The sequence below is a fragment of the Streptomyces sp. SudanB182_2057 genome (assembly GCF_964272715.1).
Taxonomy (GTDB): domain Bacteria; phylum Actinomycetota; class Actinomycetes; order Streptomycetales; family Streptomycetaceae; genus Streptomyces; species Streptomyces rubradiris.
Genome location: NZ_OZ186798.1, coordinates 7,620,000 through 7,636,105, shown reverse-complemented (window position 1 = coordinate 7,636,105; position 16,106 = coordinate 7,620,000). Strand labels below are relative to the sequence as shown.

16 protein-coding genes are annotated in these 16,106 nt (G+C 75.5%); 7 read left to right on the top strand and 9 right to left on the bottom strand.

What is annotated here, in order from left to right:
* Positions 1–89 precede the first annotated feature (89 nt).
* The gene (locus ACSURM_RS34135) at positions 90–749 is read left to right on the top strand and encodes a maleylpyruvate isomerase N-terminal domain-containing protein (RefSeq protein ID WP_436959819.1); all 660 of its coding nucleotides are present in this window, start codon (positions 90–92) and stop codon (positions 747–749) included.
* Between the two features lie 130 nt (positions 750–879).
* Here ACSURM_RS34135 and ACSURM_RS34130 read toward each other — a convergent pair whose 3' ends face one another.
* Entirely contained in the window at positions 880–1,620 is a 741-nt protein-coding gene (locus tag ACSURM_RS34130) for an FG-GAP repeat domain-containing protein (RefSeq protein WP_436959818.1), read from the bottom strand.
* Positions 1,621–1,867: 247 nt separating this feature from the next.
* On the opposite strand from ACSURM_RS34130, the gene ACSURM_RS34125 reads away from it, so the two are divergent.
* Positions 1,868–2,479 (top strand): hypothetical protein, encoded by a 612-nt coding sequence (locus ACSURM_RS34125; RefSeq protein ID WP_436959817.1) that lies wholly within the window; start codon positions 1,868–1,870, stop codon positions 2,477–2,479.
* Positions 2,480–2,522: 43 nt separating this feature from the next.
* On the opposite strand, the gene ACSURM_RS34120 is transcribed toward ACSURM_RS34125, so the two are convergent.
* Both ACSURM_RS34120 and ACSURM_RS34115 read right to left on the bottom strand, forming a co-directional pair.
* Positions 2,523–3,419 (bottom strand): NAD(P)-dependent oxidoreductase, encoded by an 897-nt coding sequence (locus tag ACSURM_RS34120; protein ID WP_436959816.1) that lies wholly within the window; start codon positions 3,417–3,419, stop codon positions 2,523–2,525.
* Positions 3,420–3,666: 247 nt separating this feature from the next.
* On the bottom strand, positions 3,667–4,929 hold the full coding sequence (locus tag ACSURM_RS34115; RefSeq protein WP_436959815.1) for a CPBP family glutamic-type intramembrane protease: 1,263 nt from the start codon (positions 4,927–4,929) through the stop codon (positions 3,667–3,669).
* Between the two features lie 137 nt (positions 4,930–5,066).
* Here ACSURM_RS34115 and ACSURM_RS34110 point away from each other — a divergent pair, with 137 nt between their 5' ends.
* From ACSURM_RS34110 to ACSURM_RS34100, 3 genes are all read left to right on the top strand, one after another.
* A complete protein-coding gene (locus tag ACSURM_RS34110) occupies positions 5,067–7,415 on the top strand; it encodes a histidine kinase (RefSeq protein ID WP_436959814.1) in 2,349 nt (782 codons plus the stop codon).
* The gene (locus ACSURM_RS34105; RefSeq protein ID WP_436959813.1) at positions 7,412–8,071 is read left to right on the top strand and encodes a response regulator; all 660 of its coding nucleotides are present in this window, start codon (positions 7,412–7,414) and stop codon (positions 8,069–8,071) included. Before ACSURM_RS34110 ends, ACSURM_RS34105 begins: the two co-directional genes overlap by 4 nt.
* A gap of 99 nt (positions 8,072–8,170) precedes the next feature.
* The gene (locus ACSURM_RS34100) at positions 8,171–8,920 is read left to right on the top strand and encodes an SDR family oxidoreductase (RefSeq protein WP_436959812.1); all 750 of its coding nucleotides are present in this window, start codon (positions 8,171–8,173) and stop codon (positions 8,918–8,920) included.
* Positions 8,921–8,948: 28 nt separating this feature from the next.
* Here ACSURM_RS34100 and ACSURM_RS34095 read toward each other — a convergent pair whose 3' ends face one another.
* The 4 genes from ACSURM_RS34095 to ACSURM_RS34080 form a co-directional block, all read right to left on the bottom strand.
* The gene (locus ACSURM_RS34095; RefSeq protein ID WP_436959811.1) at positions 8,949–10,094 is read right to left on the bottom strand and encodes a YihY/virulence factor BrkB family protein; all 1,146 of its coding nucleotides are present in this window, start codon (positions 10,092–10,094) and stop codon (positions 8,949–8,951) included.
* Between the two features lie 109 nt (positions 10,095–10,203).
* Entirely contained in the window at positions 10,204–10,806 is a 603-nt protein-coding gene (locus tag ACSURM_RS34090) for an Rv1733c family protein (protein ID WP_436959809.1), read from the bottom strand.
* A gap of 142 nt (positions 10,807–10,948) precedes the next feature.
* Complete coding sequence (locus ACSURM_RS34085) at positions 10,949–11,680, bottom strand: TIGR03943 family putative permease subunit (protein ID WP_436959808.1); 732 nt, start codon at positions 11,678–11,680, stop codon at positions 10,949–10,951.
* Positions 11,677–12,756: a permease gene (locus tag ACSURM_RS34080; RefSeq protein WP_436959806.1), complete on the bottom strand. Its 1,080-nt coding sequence runs from the start codon at positions 12,754–12,756 to the stop codon at positions 11,677–11,679. The genes ACSURM_RS34085 and ACSURM_RS34080 overlap by 4 nt, the downstream gene beginning before the upstream one ends.
* A gap of 200 nt (positions 12,757–12,956) precedes the next feature.
* On the opposite strand from ACSURM_RS34080, the gene ACSURM_RS34075 reads away from it, so the two are divergent.
* The gene (locus tag ACSURM_RS34075; RefSeq protein ID WP_436959804.1) at positions 12,957–13,370 is read left to right on the top strand and encodes an SRPBCC family protein; all 414 of its coding nucleotides are present in this window, start codon (positions 12,957–12,959) and stop codon (positions 13,368–13,370) included.
* Between the two features lie 72 nt (positions 13,371–13,442).
* Positions 13,443–13,640 carry a hypothetical protein gene (locus ACSURM_RS34070; protein WP_359048122.1) on the top strand — a complete coding sequence of 66 codons (198 nt, stop codon included), beginning with the start codon at positions 13,443–13,445 and terminating at the stop codon, positions 13,638–13,640.
* A gap of 190 nt (positions 13,641–13,830) precedes the next feature.
* Here the strand turns inward: ACSURM_RS34070 and ACSURM_RS34065 are convergent, their stop codons facing one another.
* Positions 13,831–14,352 (bottom strand): hypothetical protein, encoded by a 522-nt coding sequence (locus tag ACSURM_RS34065; RefSeq protein WP_436959802.1) that lies wholly within the window; start codon positions 14,350–14,352, stop codon positions 13,831–13,833.
* 129 nt (positions 14,353–14,481) lie between these two features.
* A complete protein-coding gene (locus ACSURM_RS34060; RefSeq protein WP_436959801.1) occupies positions 14,482–16,101 on the bottom strand; it encodes an ABC transporter substrate-binding protein in 1,620 nt (539 codons plus the stop codon).
* Positions 16,102–16,106 lie beyond the last annotated feature (5 nt).

Here is a 16,106-nt window from a genome sequence, read left to right as displayed (position 1 = left end):
CACATGAACACCCGATGCCCGCCGCCGGGTGGCGAACGGGTCCGGGAAATCGGTCGATGCGCCCCACGGCGCGCTGCTAGCTTGCGGGGGTGGACCTCTTCCAGCACTCCTGGACCGCCCTGCGCACGGCCGTGGCCCGACTCTCCGACGAGGACTTCGCGCGGCCGTCCGGCTGCGCCGGCTGGCTCGTCCGCGACCTGGTGTGCCACCTCGTCATCGACGCCCAGGACGTCCTGATCACCCTCGTGACACCCGCGGCGGGCGAGCCGACACACGACGCGGTGACCTACTGGCACGTCACGGACACACCGCCGACCGGTGACGACCCGCTGGCCGCGCTCACGGTCCGGCTGGCCGCCGCCTACGAAGACCCCGGACTGCTCAAGTTCCATCTGGACGACGTCGGTTCGGCCGCCGGACGCGCTGCGGAACTGGCCGATCCCGAACTGCGGGTGAGCACCCAGGACATGGTCCTCACCGCCGGCGACTACCTCTCGGCGTACGTCCTGGAGTGGACCCTGCACCACCTGGACCTGATCGCACACCTCCCCGGCGCCGGGCGGCCGCCCGCCGAGAGCCTCGCCCGGACGCGCACGATGCTGGAGCGGATCGCCGGGTCCCCCTTCCCCGCGTCCTGGTCCGACGAGGACGCGCTGCGGATCGGCACGGGCCGCCGGGCCCCGACCGACGCCGAACGGACCGCACTCGGCGACCGGCCGGGCAGGAGACTCCCGCTCGTCCTCGGGTGAGTTCCCCATGGGTTTCCGGCGAGTTCCGGGTATGACCTCGTCCCCGGACGCCGGTGAGTTCCTCGGGGCGGCACGGGGAGGCCATGTGTCCGACGCCCTCGTCCCGGACGCCGGGTGGGTTCCTGGCGGGTCACCTCGCCCCGCACCCCGGGTAGAACGGCGTCAGGCCGGCGTGCGGGAGGCGGGCCGGCGGGCGGTGACCGGTGGCCCCTGCGTCCGTGGTGTGCGCGCGGGTGCCGGCCCGCAGTCCGGTGCGCGGGTCGCCGAGCCGGGCCTCGAACACATACACACCGTCGCCCGCGTAGGTGTAGGCCGCCAGGTCGGGGTACCGGTCGTGGTCGTAGTCGGCCACCGCGATGTCCTGCGTGGCGCCCAGGTCGAGTTGTACCGTGCGCCGGCTGCGGCCGGTGCCGGAGAAGGGACCCAGTCGCAGTTCGGCCACGCGGGGCGGGACCGGGTCGTCACCGGCCTGGGCGCGCCCGGCGACGATGGCCAGGTCGCTCCAGCCGTCCTGGTCGAAGTCCGCCACGGCGGCGCGCACATACCGCTGCCGGTTCCCCGGACGGTCGGCCAGTCCCCGCGCCGGGACGGTCCGTTCGCCGGGCGAGCCGGCGCCGAAGGTGATGGCCAGACGGGCGCCGTGGTGGGAGGGGTCGGTGATCCGGTCCGGGCGGCCGTCGTCGTCCACGTCGGCGACGAGGTCTCCGGAACCGGTCAGGCACGCGGCGACGGCGGAGGGTCCGGCCGGTCGCGGCGGGGGCTGCCCCAGGGAGTCCTCGCACCCGGAGCACAGCAGCAGACCGGCCAGGATCACGGCCACGCGGGCACGGCGCCCCGGCCGGGGAGCACCGGTGTGTCCGCGCGTCGCCATGAGCAGGCATCCTAGCCACGCGGCCTACGGCGCACGCCGGTTGGGGCGGTCCGCTCCCCCGGCGCCATCGACGCCGCCCGCTCGGTCGCGGCCTCGGCCCACGGCTGAACCGCCGTGTCCGTGCGTCACGAAAGGTGAGAACGGGTTAACTCACCCGTATCATCCAGGTGTCGCACCACAAGCGGAGGTAGATATGCCGGAAACCGCTGGGCCCGTCACCGAATTGGCCTCTCAGTACGTCAGCCAGGTGACCAAGGACCTAGAACAGAACGTCAAGGAACAGGACCGCGTCACCGCGGAAATCGCCGCGTTGCAGGAGCGGTTGGCCGCACTCCAGCACGACCACGCCATTCTGCTGAACATGCAGCAGGCGCTCGGCATCGCGGCCCCGGCCGCGGCCGCGGTCGTGCCCGCTCCGCGCGGGAAGGACGGCGGCGCCCGGCGCCCCGACACCAAGAAGTCCGGGCCGAAGAAGCCGGCCGCCAAGAAGCCGGCGCCCCGGAAACCGGCGGCCAAGAAGGTCCCCGCGCAGCCCGCGCAGTCCACGGAGCCCGCACAGGCCAAGGAGCCCGCACAGGCCAAGGAGAGCGCACAGCCGACGCTGGTCGAGCTGGTCCGCCGGTATCTGACCGAGCAGAACGAGCCGCGTTCCGCCGCGGAGGTCGCCGAGGCGCTGGGCCGCACTTACCCCGAGCGGGCGGTGCAGACGAAGGTCGTGCGCACCACCCTGGAGAACCTCGTGGCCCGCAACGGCGCGCACCGCAGCAAGCAGGGCTCGTCCGTGTTCTACACCGTGGCCGCCGAACCGGCTCCAGAGGAGACGGCCGGGAACGCGGAAGGCGCCGACCCCGCCCAGTGAGGCCGGGCCGCCTCCCGCGGCACCCCTCGCTCAGGGCCCCCGCTCAGGCGGACGGCGCCTCGGCTTCGCCGAAGCTGGCGAAGTAGGCGGCGGCCATGTCCTCGTCGGCGTGGCCCTGCGCGGCGGCGCGCTCCAGGCGTGCGGCGCTCGCGGCGGCCACGTCCAGGCGCACCCCGTGCTCCTCGCCCGCCCGGACGATGAGCCGGGCGTCCTTGACGGCGGTGGCCACCGAGAACTGCGGGGGCGTCAGTTCCCCGTCCAGGATGAGCCGGGCCTTGGCACGCAGGTAGCCCATGTCGAGCGGGCCGCCGGCGATGGCGTCGAAGAAGTCCTGCGGGTCCACGCCGAGCGCCTTGGCCAGGGCCAGTGTCTCGCCGGTGGCGGTGGTGGCGGCGACGACCCAGCTGTTGGCGACCAGCTTCAGCCGGGTCGCGGCGCCGGCGGTGCCGTCCTCGCCGGTCCACACGGTACGGCTGCCGATCGCGTCGAACACCGGGGCGAGCACGGGCCGGTGCCCGGCCGGGCCCGCGGCGAGGACGAGGAGCTGTCCGGCCTCGGCCGGCTGCCGGGTGCCCAGCACCGGTGCGTCGAAGAACACCAAGCCGTGTTCGCGGGCGAAGGCGGCCAGGTCGTCGAGGGCTTCGGTGCCGGCGGTGCCGCACTGCGCCCAGACGACGCCGGGGCGCAGCGCGGGGGCGGCCTCGCGCATGGCGTCCAGGGCGGCCGGCCCGTCGTAGAGCACGGTCAGCACGACGTCGGCGCCGTCGACGGCCTCGGCGGGCGTGCCGGCGACCAGCACGCCGTCGGCGGCGAGCGGTTCGGCCTTGGCGCGGGTACGGTTCCAGGCGCGCACGGTGTGTCCGGCGCGCGCCAGGTTGCGGGCCATCGCGGCCCCCATGATGCCGGTGCCCAGGACGGTCACGGTGAGCGTGTCGGTCATGACGTCAACTTCCTTTGTGCAGCGGCTATTTGCGAGTCGGCGGGTAGGTCGCCCGGGAGCGGGCACGGCTCCGCCCGCGGAACCGGTCTTCCACCAGCCGACCGCACACCCTCGCACATCACCCGCACCGCTCGCCGTCATGTCCACCGACGGGCCGCGTACGGCGGTCCCATGACCGACGCCGGGCCCGAACCGCGGACCGTCGCCCGCCCCGGTGGGCTGACGGACGGACCCGCCGGTGTCCCGCTCACTGGCTGCCCGGGGTGTCCTCCCCGGTACCCGCCGACCCGGCCGGACCGCCCGTGCCCGGCCACGGCGCGGCAGCCCCCGGGTGAGCGGTCCCGGACGGCGGCGCGGGGGCGCCGACCGTCGGGTGACCGGGCCACTGCCCGGGTATCGCACCGTACGGCTGACCGGGCCACTGCCCGGGTATCGCACCGTACGGGTGAACCGGTCCCTGCCCGGGCGCCGCACCATACGGGTGAACCGGTGCCTGCCCGGGCGCTGATCCGTACGGGTGAACCGGCCATGGCCCGGGCGTCACGCCATACGGGTGCGCCGACCACTGCCCGGGCACCGTGCCGTACGGGTGGGCCGGGGGCAGCGGCGCGGGGGCGGTGCGGTCCAGTCGGCGGCGGCGCAGCCACCACGTCACGGCCGCCGTGTACAGCACGATGCCCGCGACGTCGAGCACGGCCATCTGCCAGCCCGCGTCGGCCGCGGTCTCGTCACTGGCGAGCCCGTCCACCACGGCGGCCGACACACCGAAGGCCAGCAGGTTGTTGACGGCGTGCAGGGCGATGGCCGCCTCCAGTCCGCCCGTGCGCCAGGTCAGCCACCCCGCGCACGCCCCGAACACCAGCAGGTCGGCGAAGCCCCAGGCGGTACCCCAGCCGTGGGCGGCGGCGAACAGCACGGCCTGGGGCACCGCCGCGGCCCACGGCGACCGCAGGAACGCCCCCGCCGTCTGCGTCAGCCAGCCCCGGAAGACGTACTCCTCGGCCGCCGCCTGCAACGGCACCAGCACCAGCAGCATGGCCAGGGCCCGCGCGAAGGCCGGCCAGCCCGCCCACTGGCTCTCCGCCTCGCCGCCGTCCGAGGGCAGCAGGAGCATGGCGCCCATCGCCAGGGCGAGGACCGGCACGGCCGTCAGCGCACACAGCCCGAGCCAGCGCAGGCGCAGCCGCCCGGTCACCGAGGAGACCGTGCCGGCCGGGCGCCGGCCGATCCAGCGCACGGTCAGCAGCAGCACGGGTATGACCACCGCAATCGACAGCAGATCCAGCGCGGTGCCCGAGACGGGCCCGAACTCCGGCCAGCCGTCGGCGTCCTCGGGGTAGCCGAGGGCCACGCCCAGGACCAGGAAGCAGAGCATGAGGACGAGCACGGCGAGCACATAGCCCACGGCCACGACCAGGGTCCCGAGCAGCGGGCGCCACCACTGGTGGCGCGGCGCGAGACGGGCCAGACGGTGGTACGGGAGCTGCTCGGCGAGCGGTGGCTGTGTCATGCCGTCAGCCTGCCAAAGATCCGCAGGTGTGCCATCGGCCCACGGCAGGAGCGGTGTCTCTACCCCTGGGTGGGGACGGACCTCCACCCGTGGGCCGGTGCCCGCCGCATGGAGCGGCCCTTACGCTCGTCGGCGAGATGGAGACGATACGCAACTGGCTTCTGCCCCTGCTGCTTGCGGCCGGGCAGGGCGTCCTGCTGTGGCCCGGGGTGTACCCGGACGGCCGCCCCGGTCCGCTCGCCCTGGCCGCCGTGCTGTGCGCGCTGACCGTGGAGACGGCCGCGCTGGGACGGCGCCGTACCGCACCGGTGCGGTCGCTGGCCGGCACCCTGGCCGCCGGGGTGCTCGGCGGGCTCGCCTGGTCCGACGGCTATGTGGGCCTCGGCTCGCTGATCGCCCTGTACTCCGTCGCCGTGCGCTGCCCGGTGCCGGTCATGGTGCGCGCGCTGGCCGCCGTGGTGGGCGTCGACTGGGTGGGGGCCGCGGTGTCCGAGGGGCTGCGGGCCCCGCTGCTGTCCATGATGGCCGTCTCGCTGGGCACCTGTGTGCTGTGCGCGGGGCTCGGCGAGGCACGGCGCCAGTGGCTCGCCGGCCGGCTGACCGCCGCCCGGCGGCTGGCCGGGGCGGAGCGGGCCCGCCGCCTCGCGGGCGACCAGGAGCGCCGGCGACTGGCCCGGGAACTGCACGATGTGAGCGCCCATCACCTCACCTCCGTCGTGGTGACCGTGGACGCGGCGCTGCGGCTCCGCGACGACCGCCCCGAACTGACCGCCGAGGCGCTGGCGTTCGCGGAGCGCACCGGCACGGAGACCCTCACCGCGCTGCAACGGCTCGTGGGGCTGCTGCGGGACACCGGCCGCCCGGACCACCGGCCGATGAGCGGGCGGATCGAGGAACTCGTCGCGGGTTTCGGCCGGCTGGGCCGTCCGGTCACCGCGCGGATCCCGGACGACCTCGCGGGCCCGGCGGCCGAGGCGGTGCACGGCATCGTCCGCGAGGCCCTGACCAACGCGCTGCGGTACGCGCCCGGCGCCGCCGCCCGGGTGGACGTCCGGCGGGTGCACGGGCTGCTGGAGCTGACGGTGGAGAACGCGCCGCCGCGCGTCACCGCGCAGGGTGCCGGGGGCCTCGGCGCGGGGCGCGGCGTGGCCGGGATGCGCGAGCGGGCCGCCTCCGTCGGCGGCGAGCTGACCGCCGGGCCCACGCCGGAGGGCGGCTGGCGGGTGCGTGCGACGCTGCCCGACGCCGCCGCGGCGCGGCGGCCGGAGGAGACCGGCTGGCGGCGTGACGTCCTGCGGGAGCAGCGGTTCGCCGATCCCGCGCTGATGCTGGCCGCCATGCTGCTGCCGGTGGCGTACATGCTGGCGGACCTGGAGGGCTGGCCGGGCGCCGCGCGCCGGGCCGTGCTGCCGGAGCTGCTGCTCGTGTGCGGCCTGCTGGTGCTGCACGCGCTGCCGCTGCTGTGGCGCAGGCGGGCCCCCTGGGCGGTGTTCGGCGCGGTGCTGGCCACCGCCTGGGCGGGCCCGGTGGCCGTCGTCGCGGTGCCCCTGCCGCCCCAGGCCGCGCAGTTCCTGGCCGCCGGCACACTCGTGGAGACGCTGGCCGTGTACGCGGTCGCGGCCTACGGCCCGGGAGCCGGGCGCACCTGGCCGGCGCCGGCCGTGACCACCCTCGGGGCGGCCGGTGCCGTGTCGGCGATCGCGTGCGCCGACGGCATGGTGGCGGGCGAGCCGGCGGGCCCGGCCGACGCGGTTCTGCTGGCGTTCATGCTGTCCGTGATGACGGGCCCGGTGTTCACCGCCGTGTGGGGTGCGGGGCTGCTGGTGCGCCGCCGCCGGGTACGGGCGGTGGCGTACGACGACTTCGCGTTCGCCAGCTCGATGTGGCAGGCGGACCGGGCGGCCGAGGCGGAACGGCAGCGGCTGGCGGCCACGTTGCGCGAGGCGGTGCTGTCGCACACCCGGGCGCTGGTCGGCGCGGCCCGCCGGGGTGAGCTCGCGGAGGTCGCGGACACGGCCCGGGCGGCGCTGGCCGCGATGCGGGAGATGCTGCGCGGCCTGGCGGACGGCGACGGCGGGCCCGGCGGGCCGCTGGCCCCGTCGCCGTCCGCCGCCGATCTCGACGCGCTGTGCCGGGCGCTGCGTTCGGCGGGCCGGGAGGTACGGCTGCGGGGCCTGCCGGAGGCCGCCCGGGGGCTGCCGCCGTCCACGCAGGTGTCGGTGTACCGGATCGTCGAGGCCGCCCTCGGCGCGGGCGATCCGGGCCCGGCGCGGGTGACCCTGCGGCGCCGCCGCGGCACCCTGCGGATCACGGTGACCGGGGTCCGGCTGGCCGTCGCGGGCCCGGTCGCCGAACGCCTGCGGGTGCAGGTCGCCGCCGGTGAGGGGCGGATCGCGTGCGAACCGGCCGGTAGGCTACGGGTGTCGTTGCCGGCCGGGGCTCCTGGGGCCCCCGTCCAGGAGGTGTCCCCGTCGCCATACGCGTGATCGTCGTCGACGACCAGGCCGTGGTCCGCGCCGGATTCGCGGCCATCGTGGACGCCGAACCCGATCTGACCGTGGTGGCCGAGGCCGGTGACGGGGCGACGGCCGTGTCGCTCGCGGCGGCGCGGGAGGCCGATGTCGTCCTGATGGACATCCGGATGCCGGGCATGGACGGGCTCACCGCCACCCGGCTGATCACCGCGCCGCCCGGCGGGCCCCGGGTGCTGGTGCTCACCACGTTCGACCTGGACGAGTACGTGTACGAGGCGCTGCGGGCCGGGGCGTCCGGGTTCCTGCTGAAGGACGCCCGGCCCGACGAGTTGCTGTCCGCGATCCGGGTGGTCGCGGCCGGCGACGGCATCCTGGCGCCCGCCGTGACCGGCCGGCTCATCCGCACCTTCGCCCTCGGTGGCCCGCCCCCGCCCGTGGCCGGAGGGCCGCTGGGCCGGCTCACCCAGCGGGAGCGCGAGGTCCTGCTGAAGATCGCCACCGGGCTGACCAACGCCGAGATCGGCGCCGAACTCGGCGTCACCACCGGCACGGTCAAGAGCCATGTCAACGCGCTGCTGTCCAAACTCGGGCTGCGCGACCGGGTCCAGGCCACGATCCTCGCCTACGAGACGGGGCTGATCAGTCCGCGCGGCGCCCTGGCGGACTGACCGCGCCCACCCCCCGACAGGCCGCTGTCCGCACACTGCGGGCAGGTCCGTGTCCGTTCCCCGCCGGTGTTCCCGCGCCCCGGGCGGTGGGATGGGCACATGACTTCACGAGAGCAATTGAGCGGCAGGAAGGCCCTGGTGACCGGCGGCAGCCGGGGCATCGGCGCGGCGACGGCCCGGCGGCTGGCCCGGGAGGGCGCGGACATGGCCCTGACATATGTGCGCGACAAGGAGGCGGCCGACGCGGTCGTACGGGACATCGAGGCGCTGGGGCGGCGGGCGGTGGCCCTGCGCGCCGACGCGGCGGACGCGGTGGAGGCGGCGGACGCGGTACGGCGGGCCGCCGGGGAACTGGGCGGGCTGGACGTACTGGTGGGCAACGCGGCCGTCGGGGTCATGGAACCGCTGGAGCACCTGTCCCTCGCCGACATCGACCGGGTCCTCGCGGTGAACGTGCGCGGGGTGTTCCTCGCGGCCCGGTCCGCCGCCGCGCTGATGGGGCCCGGCGGACGGATCGTCACCGTCGGCAGCTGTGTCACCGCGCGGGTGCCGGGGCCGGGGGCCACGCTGTACGCGATGAGCAAGTCCGCCGTGGTCGGGCTGACGAAGGCGCTGGCGCGGGAGCTGGCCGGGCGCGGCATCACGGCGAACGTGGTGCATCCGGGCCCGACCGACACCGACATGAACCCGGCGGACGGCCCCTATGCCTCCGGTCAGGCGGCCATGACCGCGCTCGGCCGGTTCGGCACGGCCGACGAGGTGGCGTCCATGGTGGCGTTCCTCGCCGGGCCGGAGGCGGCCTATGTGACGGGCGCGGAGTTCTCGGTGGACGGCGGCTACGCGGCCTGAGCCGGCCGGGCCGGGGAGGACGCGCGCGTCACGGCCGGTCCAGGCGGCGCACGTCCTCCTCGTCCCACTTCCGGGTGTCACGGGGCCGCACATAGGGCTCGGCGTGGGGCGGGTGACCGCCGGCGATGGCCCGCTGCCGCAGGGTCTCCGCATCGAACTCCAGGCCCAGCAGGATGGCCAGGTTGGTGATCCACAGCCAGACCAGGAAGACGATGACGCCGGCCATCGTGCCGTAGGTCTTGTTGTACGAGGCGAAACCGGCGACGTAGAACGCGAAGCCGGCGGACGCCACCAGCCAGATCAGCAGGGCGAGGACGCTGCCCGGGGTGATCCACCTGAAGCCCCGGACCTTGGCGTTGGGGGTCGCCCAGTACAGGATCGCGATCATGAAGGTGACCAGCAGGACGAGCACCGGCCACTTCGCGATCGACCACGCCGTCAGGGCCGCGCCGCCGAGGCCGAGCGCCTGCCCGGCGCGCTCGGCCAGGCCGCCGCTGAAGACCACGATGAGCGCGCCGGCCACGGAGAGCACCATCAGGACGACCGTGACGCCCAACCGCACCGGGAGGATCTTCCACACCGGACGGCCCTCGGGCATGTCGTAGACGGCGTTGGCGGCGCGGATGAAGGCGGCCACGTAGCCGGACGCCGACCACACCGCCAGCACGATGCCGACCAGTGCCATCACCGAGCCGATGCCGGCCTTGCCCTGTAGTTCTCCCACGGTCCGCACGAGGATGTCCCGGGCGGGGCCGGGGGCGAGGTCACGGACGTTGGCCAGTACCCGGTCCGTGGCCGACCGGCCGACGACGGACAGCAGGGAGACCAGCACCAGCAGGGCGGGGAACAGCGACAGGACGCCGTAGTAGGTGAGCGCCGCGGCCCGGTCGGTCAGCTGGTCGTCCCGGAACTCTCGCAGCGCGCCCCGGAACACCGCGCCCCAGGCCCGCCGGGGCAGCCGGGCCGGGCTGTCCGGCGCCGCCCGCTCGGTCTCCGGCGCGGGCCCGGCCTCCTCCGGCGCGGGCGTCCGGACGTCCCGTTCCTCGTCGCGGTCCGGGGCCGCCCGCCCCGGCTCCGGTGCGGGTCCGGCCTCCTGCCGCGTGGGCGTCGAAGGCTCCTGGTGCTCGTCGGCGGCCTGCCGGTGACGCCGCCGGGGAACGTGCAGCTTGGTCATGGGGGCCGGGTAACCAGCCGGGCCGCCCTCACGCGCGCGGGGCGGATCCGGCCGCCGGGAGGCGGGCCCGGCCGGGGGCCGTCTCCGTGCCCGGGGCGGACGCACCCGGTCAGCCGACGCCCCCGCTGAGGTTCCCCCACCGGGGTCCGATCTGCTTCCACTCCTCGTCCCACTCGGCCATGCGCCGCCGGATCAGCGAGCCGCGGACCAGCCGTACCCCGCCCCAGACCAGCGCGCCGGCCGCCGGGGCGACGAGGGCGCCGGTGAGGGCCGCCTGGACGTCGGCGGCGGTGCCGGTGACGGGCGCGGGCACGACTCGGCCGGCCCGGTCCGTCCACACCGTGACCCGGCTTCCGGCGGGGGCGCCGGGGGCGACCTTGACCTGGTCGGTGCGCACCGCTCCGTTCGCGTCCGTCCAGCGCACGGTCGCCCACACCCGCCCGTCGGCGTGGCCGCCGCCCGCGCCGGGGGTGCGGGGCGCGCCGTCGGTGAGCACGGCGGAAGCGGGGTGCAGTTGGGCCAGCCGCGCCGTGAACGCGGACTCGGAGGCACGGGCCGCCGCCACGCCCGCGACGATCCCGGCGAGCAGGGTCAGCAGCCAGCCGGCGAGCACGATCCATGCCTCGACGACATCGCTGTGCCGCTTGAGCGGGTTGCGCCGCCAGCGCCACAGCCGCACTCGGGTGACCGCCGTGGGGGGTGTCCGGGTCATCGTCACCGCCTCCTTCCGCGCACCGGCGGCCCGCGACCGGGGCGGCCTGACGCGGTGACCGGGGGCCGGTCGCGGAGCGAGCGTCACGACACCATCCTGCACCCGTCCCGGCCGGTCGTACGCCCCGCTGCGGCAACCCGTCTCAGGAAGACGGGGTGAGCGGGAGGTCGTCGGTGTAGGCGTTCACCGGCGGGGCGACGGGCCGGGCCTCCCGGACGTCGAGTGCGGCCTCGGCGGTGGGCGTGCCCAGGGTGCCGCGCGGGTGCCAGGTACCGGTCACCGCCAGCCAGGTGTCGGCGGGCGGCGCCGGTCTGCCGTACACGCGCACCCGGACGGTCCGGGAGTCCGCGGCGCAGCAGGAGAAGACGATCCGGGTCAGGTACCAGCCGCCGTCCCGGCCGGCCGGGGTGACGAAGCCCGTCAGCCGGACGGTGCGGCCCTCGATGGCCAGGCCGCGGTCCTGCCGCACCCGCTTGATGAACTCCGTGAGGGTCAGCGGCAGGGGCGAGGTCGCGGGCAGCGGGGCGAAGCCGTGCTGTACGGCCATCGGTTTGTCGCCGGCGCGGGCCGCGGTGTACGCGCCGAGCGCGGGCGGGGCGTACCAGAGCAGGCTGAGCGCGGGCAGGAGCAGCAGCCAGGCGACCCGGGGAGTGCCGGTGTGGTCGTGCCCGTGGCCGTGGTGCTCGGCAGGCCGCCGGCCGGCGGGGGCGACGGCCGATGTCAGGGCGAGCAGCAGCAGGACGGCGCCGGAGGCGATCAGCAGGGGGCGCAGCCCGGCCTTGACGTAGCGCAGGTAGAGGTCGGTGAAGAGGGCCGTGTGCAGCAGGCCGGCCCCGGTCAGGGCCGGCAGCAGGTTCTGGACGAGGCGTCTCACCACAGCGCTCCCCCGGTCAGGACGCTGCTGGTGACCGCCACGACGGTGGTCGCCGTGCAGAACCGCCAGGCGAAGGCGCGGCCGAAGGTGCCCGCTTGCAGCGCGATGAGCTTCAGGTCGACCATCGGGCCGACCACCAGGAACGCGAGCCGGGCGGTCGGCGAGAACCCGGTGAGGGAGGCGGCGACGAACGCGTCCGCCTCCGAGCAGACGGCGAGCAGCACGGCGAGGCCCGCCAGGAACAGCACCGACAGCCACGGCGAGCCGGAGAAGGTGTCGAGGACGGCGCCCGGCACGGCGACGTCGAAGGTGGCGGCGGCCATCGCGCCCAGCACCAGGAAGCCGCCGGCGTGCAGGAAGTCGTGCCGGAAGCCGAGCCGGAACTCGGTCCAGCGGCTGTGTCCGGGCCGGTGCCCGGTGTGCCGGTGGCGCAGCAGGGGGCGCAGCCACTCCTCCTTGCCGAGCCAGAGCCACAGCCAGCCCATCACGGCCGCCGTGGCGAGGGAGGCGAGCAGCCGGGCGGCGACCATCGCGGGGTTGCCGGGGAAGGCGACGGCGGTGGCGGTGAGCACCACGGGGTTGACGGCCGGCGCGGAGAGCAGGAAGGCGAAGGCGGCGGCCGGTGGCACGCCCCGCCGGATCAGGCTGCTCGCCACGGGCACGGAGGCGCACTCGCAGCCGGGCAGCACGGCCCCGGCGGCCCCGGCGACCGGTACGGCGAGGGCGGGCCGCTTGGGCAGCACCCTGGTGAACAGGCCGGCCGGTACGAAGGCGTTGATGGCGCCGGACAGCGCGGTGCCGAGGAGCAGGAACGGCAGCGCCTGCACGGTGATGGCCAGGCAGACGGTCCGCCAGGCCTGGACGGCCGGATGTTCCAGCCACCGGGTGCCGGCCGGCCCGAGCACGACCGCGGCACCGGCGGCGGACACGAGCACGGCACCGAGCCACCACGGCCGGACGCCGGACAGCCCGACGCCGGACAGCCGGGCGCCGGACAGCCGGGTCCCGCTCCGGCGCTCGGGCGGACCGGCGGTCACGCACCGCGCCACGTCGGCCTTTTCGTCCGTCTTCTCCATGTTCGCTCCGGATGTCGATGTCGGGGCGACCATAAGGCGAGGAGTCCGGCCCGGCCGCGCGCACACGCCGCCGGGAAGGCGAGCCGGGCGGCACGATGCGTCCCATCGGAGGTCCGCGGTCGGCGGCGGGGGCTTTTCGGCCGCCGTGGAAGGGGCACGCGGTCGGGGTACGACTTCCGACCGGAAGGGGCGCTACCGCGATGTCCGAGTACGAACGTTCCCGCACGATGCCCGCGCAGCCCGAGCACGTCTTCGACCAGGCGGCCAACGTCGCCCAGCTCGACGCCTGGCTCCCGGACGCCCTGCACGTGCGCGTCGAGGACCCGCCCGCCGTGACCGTGCACGAGGACCTGTCCGGCCAGGACCTGCCCGCCCTGCTGCGGGCCGAGCCGGACCAGATGCGGCTGGAGTGGGGCACCCGCGAGCAGGGCGCCTACACCGGCTGGCTCCAGGTGGCGGGCATCGGCAGCGGCGCCAGCGAGGTGACCGTGCACCTGTCGTTCTTCGACGAGAGCCACGACCCGGGCGAGCGGGCGGTGGGCGAGGCGCTGGACGGCAGTCTGCGGCGGCTGGAGGAGCAGGTGCGCATGCGGTCCGACAACGCGGCCGGCTGACCCGCGCACCGGGACCCCAAGGGCGTTTGCCGGGGGGAAGGCGCGGGGACCCGGGGGCCGGAGGTGATCGTCGTGCCCGAACCCGGCAGCAAGAAGTACGACACCCGCAGGGCGCGGCTGCGCAAGGAGGCCGAGCGCTCGGGGATCTCCGACCAGGACGCCAATGCCGTCGCCAAGGAGACCTTGCGGCAGGAGCCGGAAGGGCGGAGCGGGGGCCCGAAGACGGAACGCGGTCGCGGTCCGAAGGGCGAACGGCCTGGGAACGAGTAGCCGGACACCGGGGCCCGGCCGACACCGAGCACCGGCCGGCCGCTCCGGCCCGGCACCGGAACAGTCGGAGACCGCGGGCCTCCCCGATCGGCGGGGAGGCCCGCGCGCCGTGCGCCGGTCCGGGCCAGGCCGCGAGGTACCGGGCCGGGCGGCGCGTCCTGCAAGGCGCCCGGGTGGGCTCGTCCGGCGGTCAGGCCGCGAGCGGGCGGTCCGGGGTGAGGCGGTCCAAGAGCTGGTCGTGGTGCAGTGCGGCCACGGGGGCCAGCAGGTCGGGGTGGCGGAGCAGGGCGGCGGCGCTGCGGTCGCGGTCGTCGGGGGCGAGCAGCCGGCGGTACTCGGCCGGCGCGTGGGCGGTGCGGTCGGCGAGCGCGGTGACGGCGAGGGCGGCCAGCTCGGGGTCGGTGAGCAGCGCGGCGGCCCAGCTGGCGACGACCTCGTCCACCCAGGTGCGCCAGGCCCACTCCTCGGCGGCGTGCCCGCCGGCCGGTTCCCCGCCGGTGATCCAGTCGAGGCGGGCGGCGCCGCCGGGGCCGGCCAGGGTGACCAGGCCCGCGTCGATCTCGGTGGGGTAGCGCAGCCGGGCGGCGACCGTCGCCGCCTGCCGGGCCTGCGCCTCGCACAGCGCGGCGGCGAGCGCGCCGCCGCTGGGCGGGTAGGCGACCGTCAGCCAGCGCGCCGTGGCGGCGATCAGGGGGGACAGGTCAGTGGGCACAGCCGGGCCGTTCCGAGGTGAGGGGGCAGGGGGCTCCACGCCACGGTAGCCGGGCGCCCGGCACGCCCGGGAGGGGGTGCGCACCAGGTCATGTGTGAGGTGACGCACGCCCGCGCCGGACAGCGGGGGTCAGGGGGTGCTGCTGGGGATGACGCAGTTCTTCGGCTGGGGCGTGCCGGTGGGCCAGCCCAGGCCGACGTACCTGAGCGTGCCCTCGCCCTTGCGGCCCGGGTCCAGTTCGACCACCGCCACCGGCTTGTCGTACGGGTTGCCGCCGCCGGTCAGGCAGATCAGGCCGCTGGTGCCCGGCACCCGGTGCTGGGCGTTCAGCCGGACCCACTCCTGGCCGACCTCCTCCAGGCTGGGCACCTTCTCGGCGGGGCCGCTCTGCACCTGGTGCAGCGCGGTGCCGATGGTGACCATGCCGTCGTACACGAGCATCGTGCGGGAGTCGTCCAGGCTGGGCGGGGCACCGAGGTCGGTCCCGCCGCGCCGGACTTTTTTGATCAGGTTCGTCAGGATGTCCAGGGCCTCCTTGGGCTCCGCGAGGTACTGGGGCAGTTCCTTCGCGGTGGGTTCCCGGCCGTGGCGCTCGCGCCACTCGTCGCGCCAGGCGGCCAGCTCGGTCTCCCATGCCTTGGGGTGCGCGGGGGCGGCGTACTGCACCGTCACCTTGGCCTCGCCGTCCGTGCCGCGCAGCGCGTCCCAGTCGTCCGCGCTCATGTACTGCCGCAGCGAGGCGGCGTCGGAGCCGCTGATGATGGTGTAGTGCCGTTTCTCGCAGCCGACCTCGGCGAGCTTGAGCGCGAAGAGCCGCAGGTGCAGGGTGCGCCCCGCGAAGTAGACGGTGTCGGGGCCGGAGACGCAGATGTTGTTGGCGATCTCGGTGAACTGGTTGCCGGTGGAGCCCGCCTCGTCGATCGCCGGGGAGGTGAAGGACATCTCGGCGGGACCGGCCGGGCCCTTCTCCTCGATGCTGTCGAACGCCTTCGCCAGCGACTCGTTGTAGCTGTCCTGCCGGGTGTCGTGGACCAGCACCGTCCTGCGGTCCTCCCGGTCCTGTCCCCCGGTGAAGGCGGCCAGCGCCCGGGCGACCTCGTAGTTGGTGGGGATGATCCGGGCCAGGCCGGGGAACTTCGGTTTCGCCGCCGCGTCCAGGCCCTCCTCGTTCGCGATCCCGTCGCCGGTGATCCGGGAGGCGAGCACGGGGATCTTCTGCGCGGTCAGGCGCCCGACGGCCTCGGTCGTGGCGTCGAGGCTGAGGTTGAAGCCGGTGACGGCGCGCAGCCGGTCCTCGGGCGAGCGGGCCATGCGCAGCAGGGTGTCCACCACCGTCTTCTGGTGGGCGTACTCCCGGCCGGGGTTGGCCAGCACCAGCCGGATCTTCGGCGGTTCGCCCTCGCCCTCGTTGGCCCGCAGCTGTCCCAGGTAGGCCCCCTGGAGGTCGCTGCGTATCTGCCGGCGCAGCGCCTCGCTGCCGGACTGGAGCGGCAGCATCATCGCCACCGTCACATGGGGGCCGTCCTCGATCCTCTCGTTCTCCTGGGCGATGGCGCGGGCGACGCCGCCGATCTCCGGGGTGCCGAAGTCGTAGCCCTCGCCGTTGACGCCGACGCACTCGTCGCCGATCCGTGCGACGCCCTCGGCGCAGGTGTCCGGCCGGTGGAGGAAGGTCCAGCCGAACAGGCCCCCGGCCACCAGGGCCGCCGTGCCCAGCAGGGCGTAGAGGATCTTCTTCCACCTGGGCATCCGCG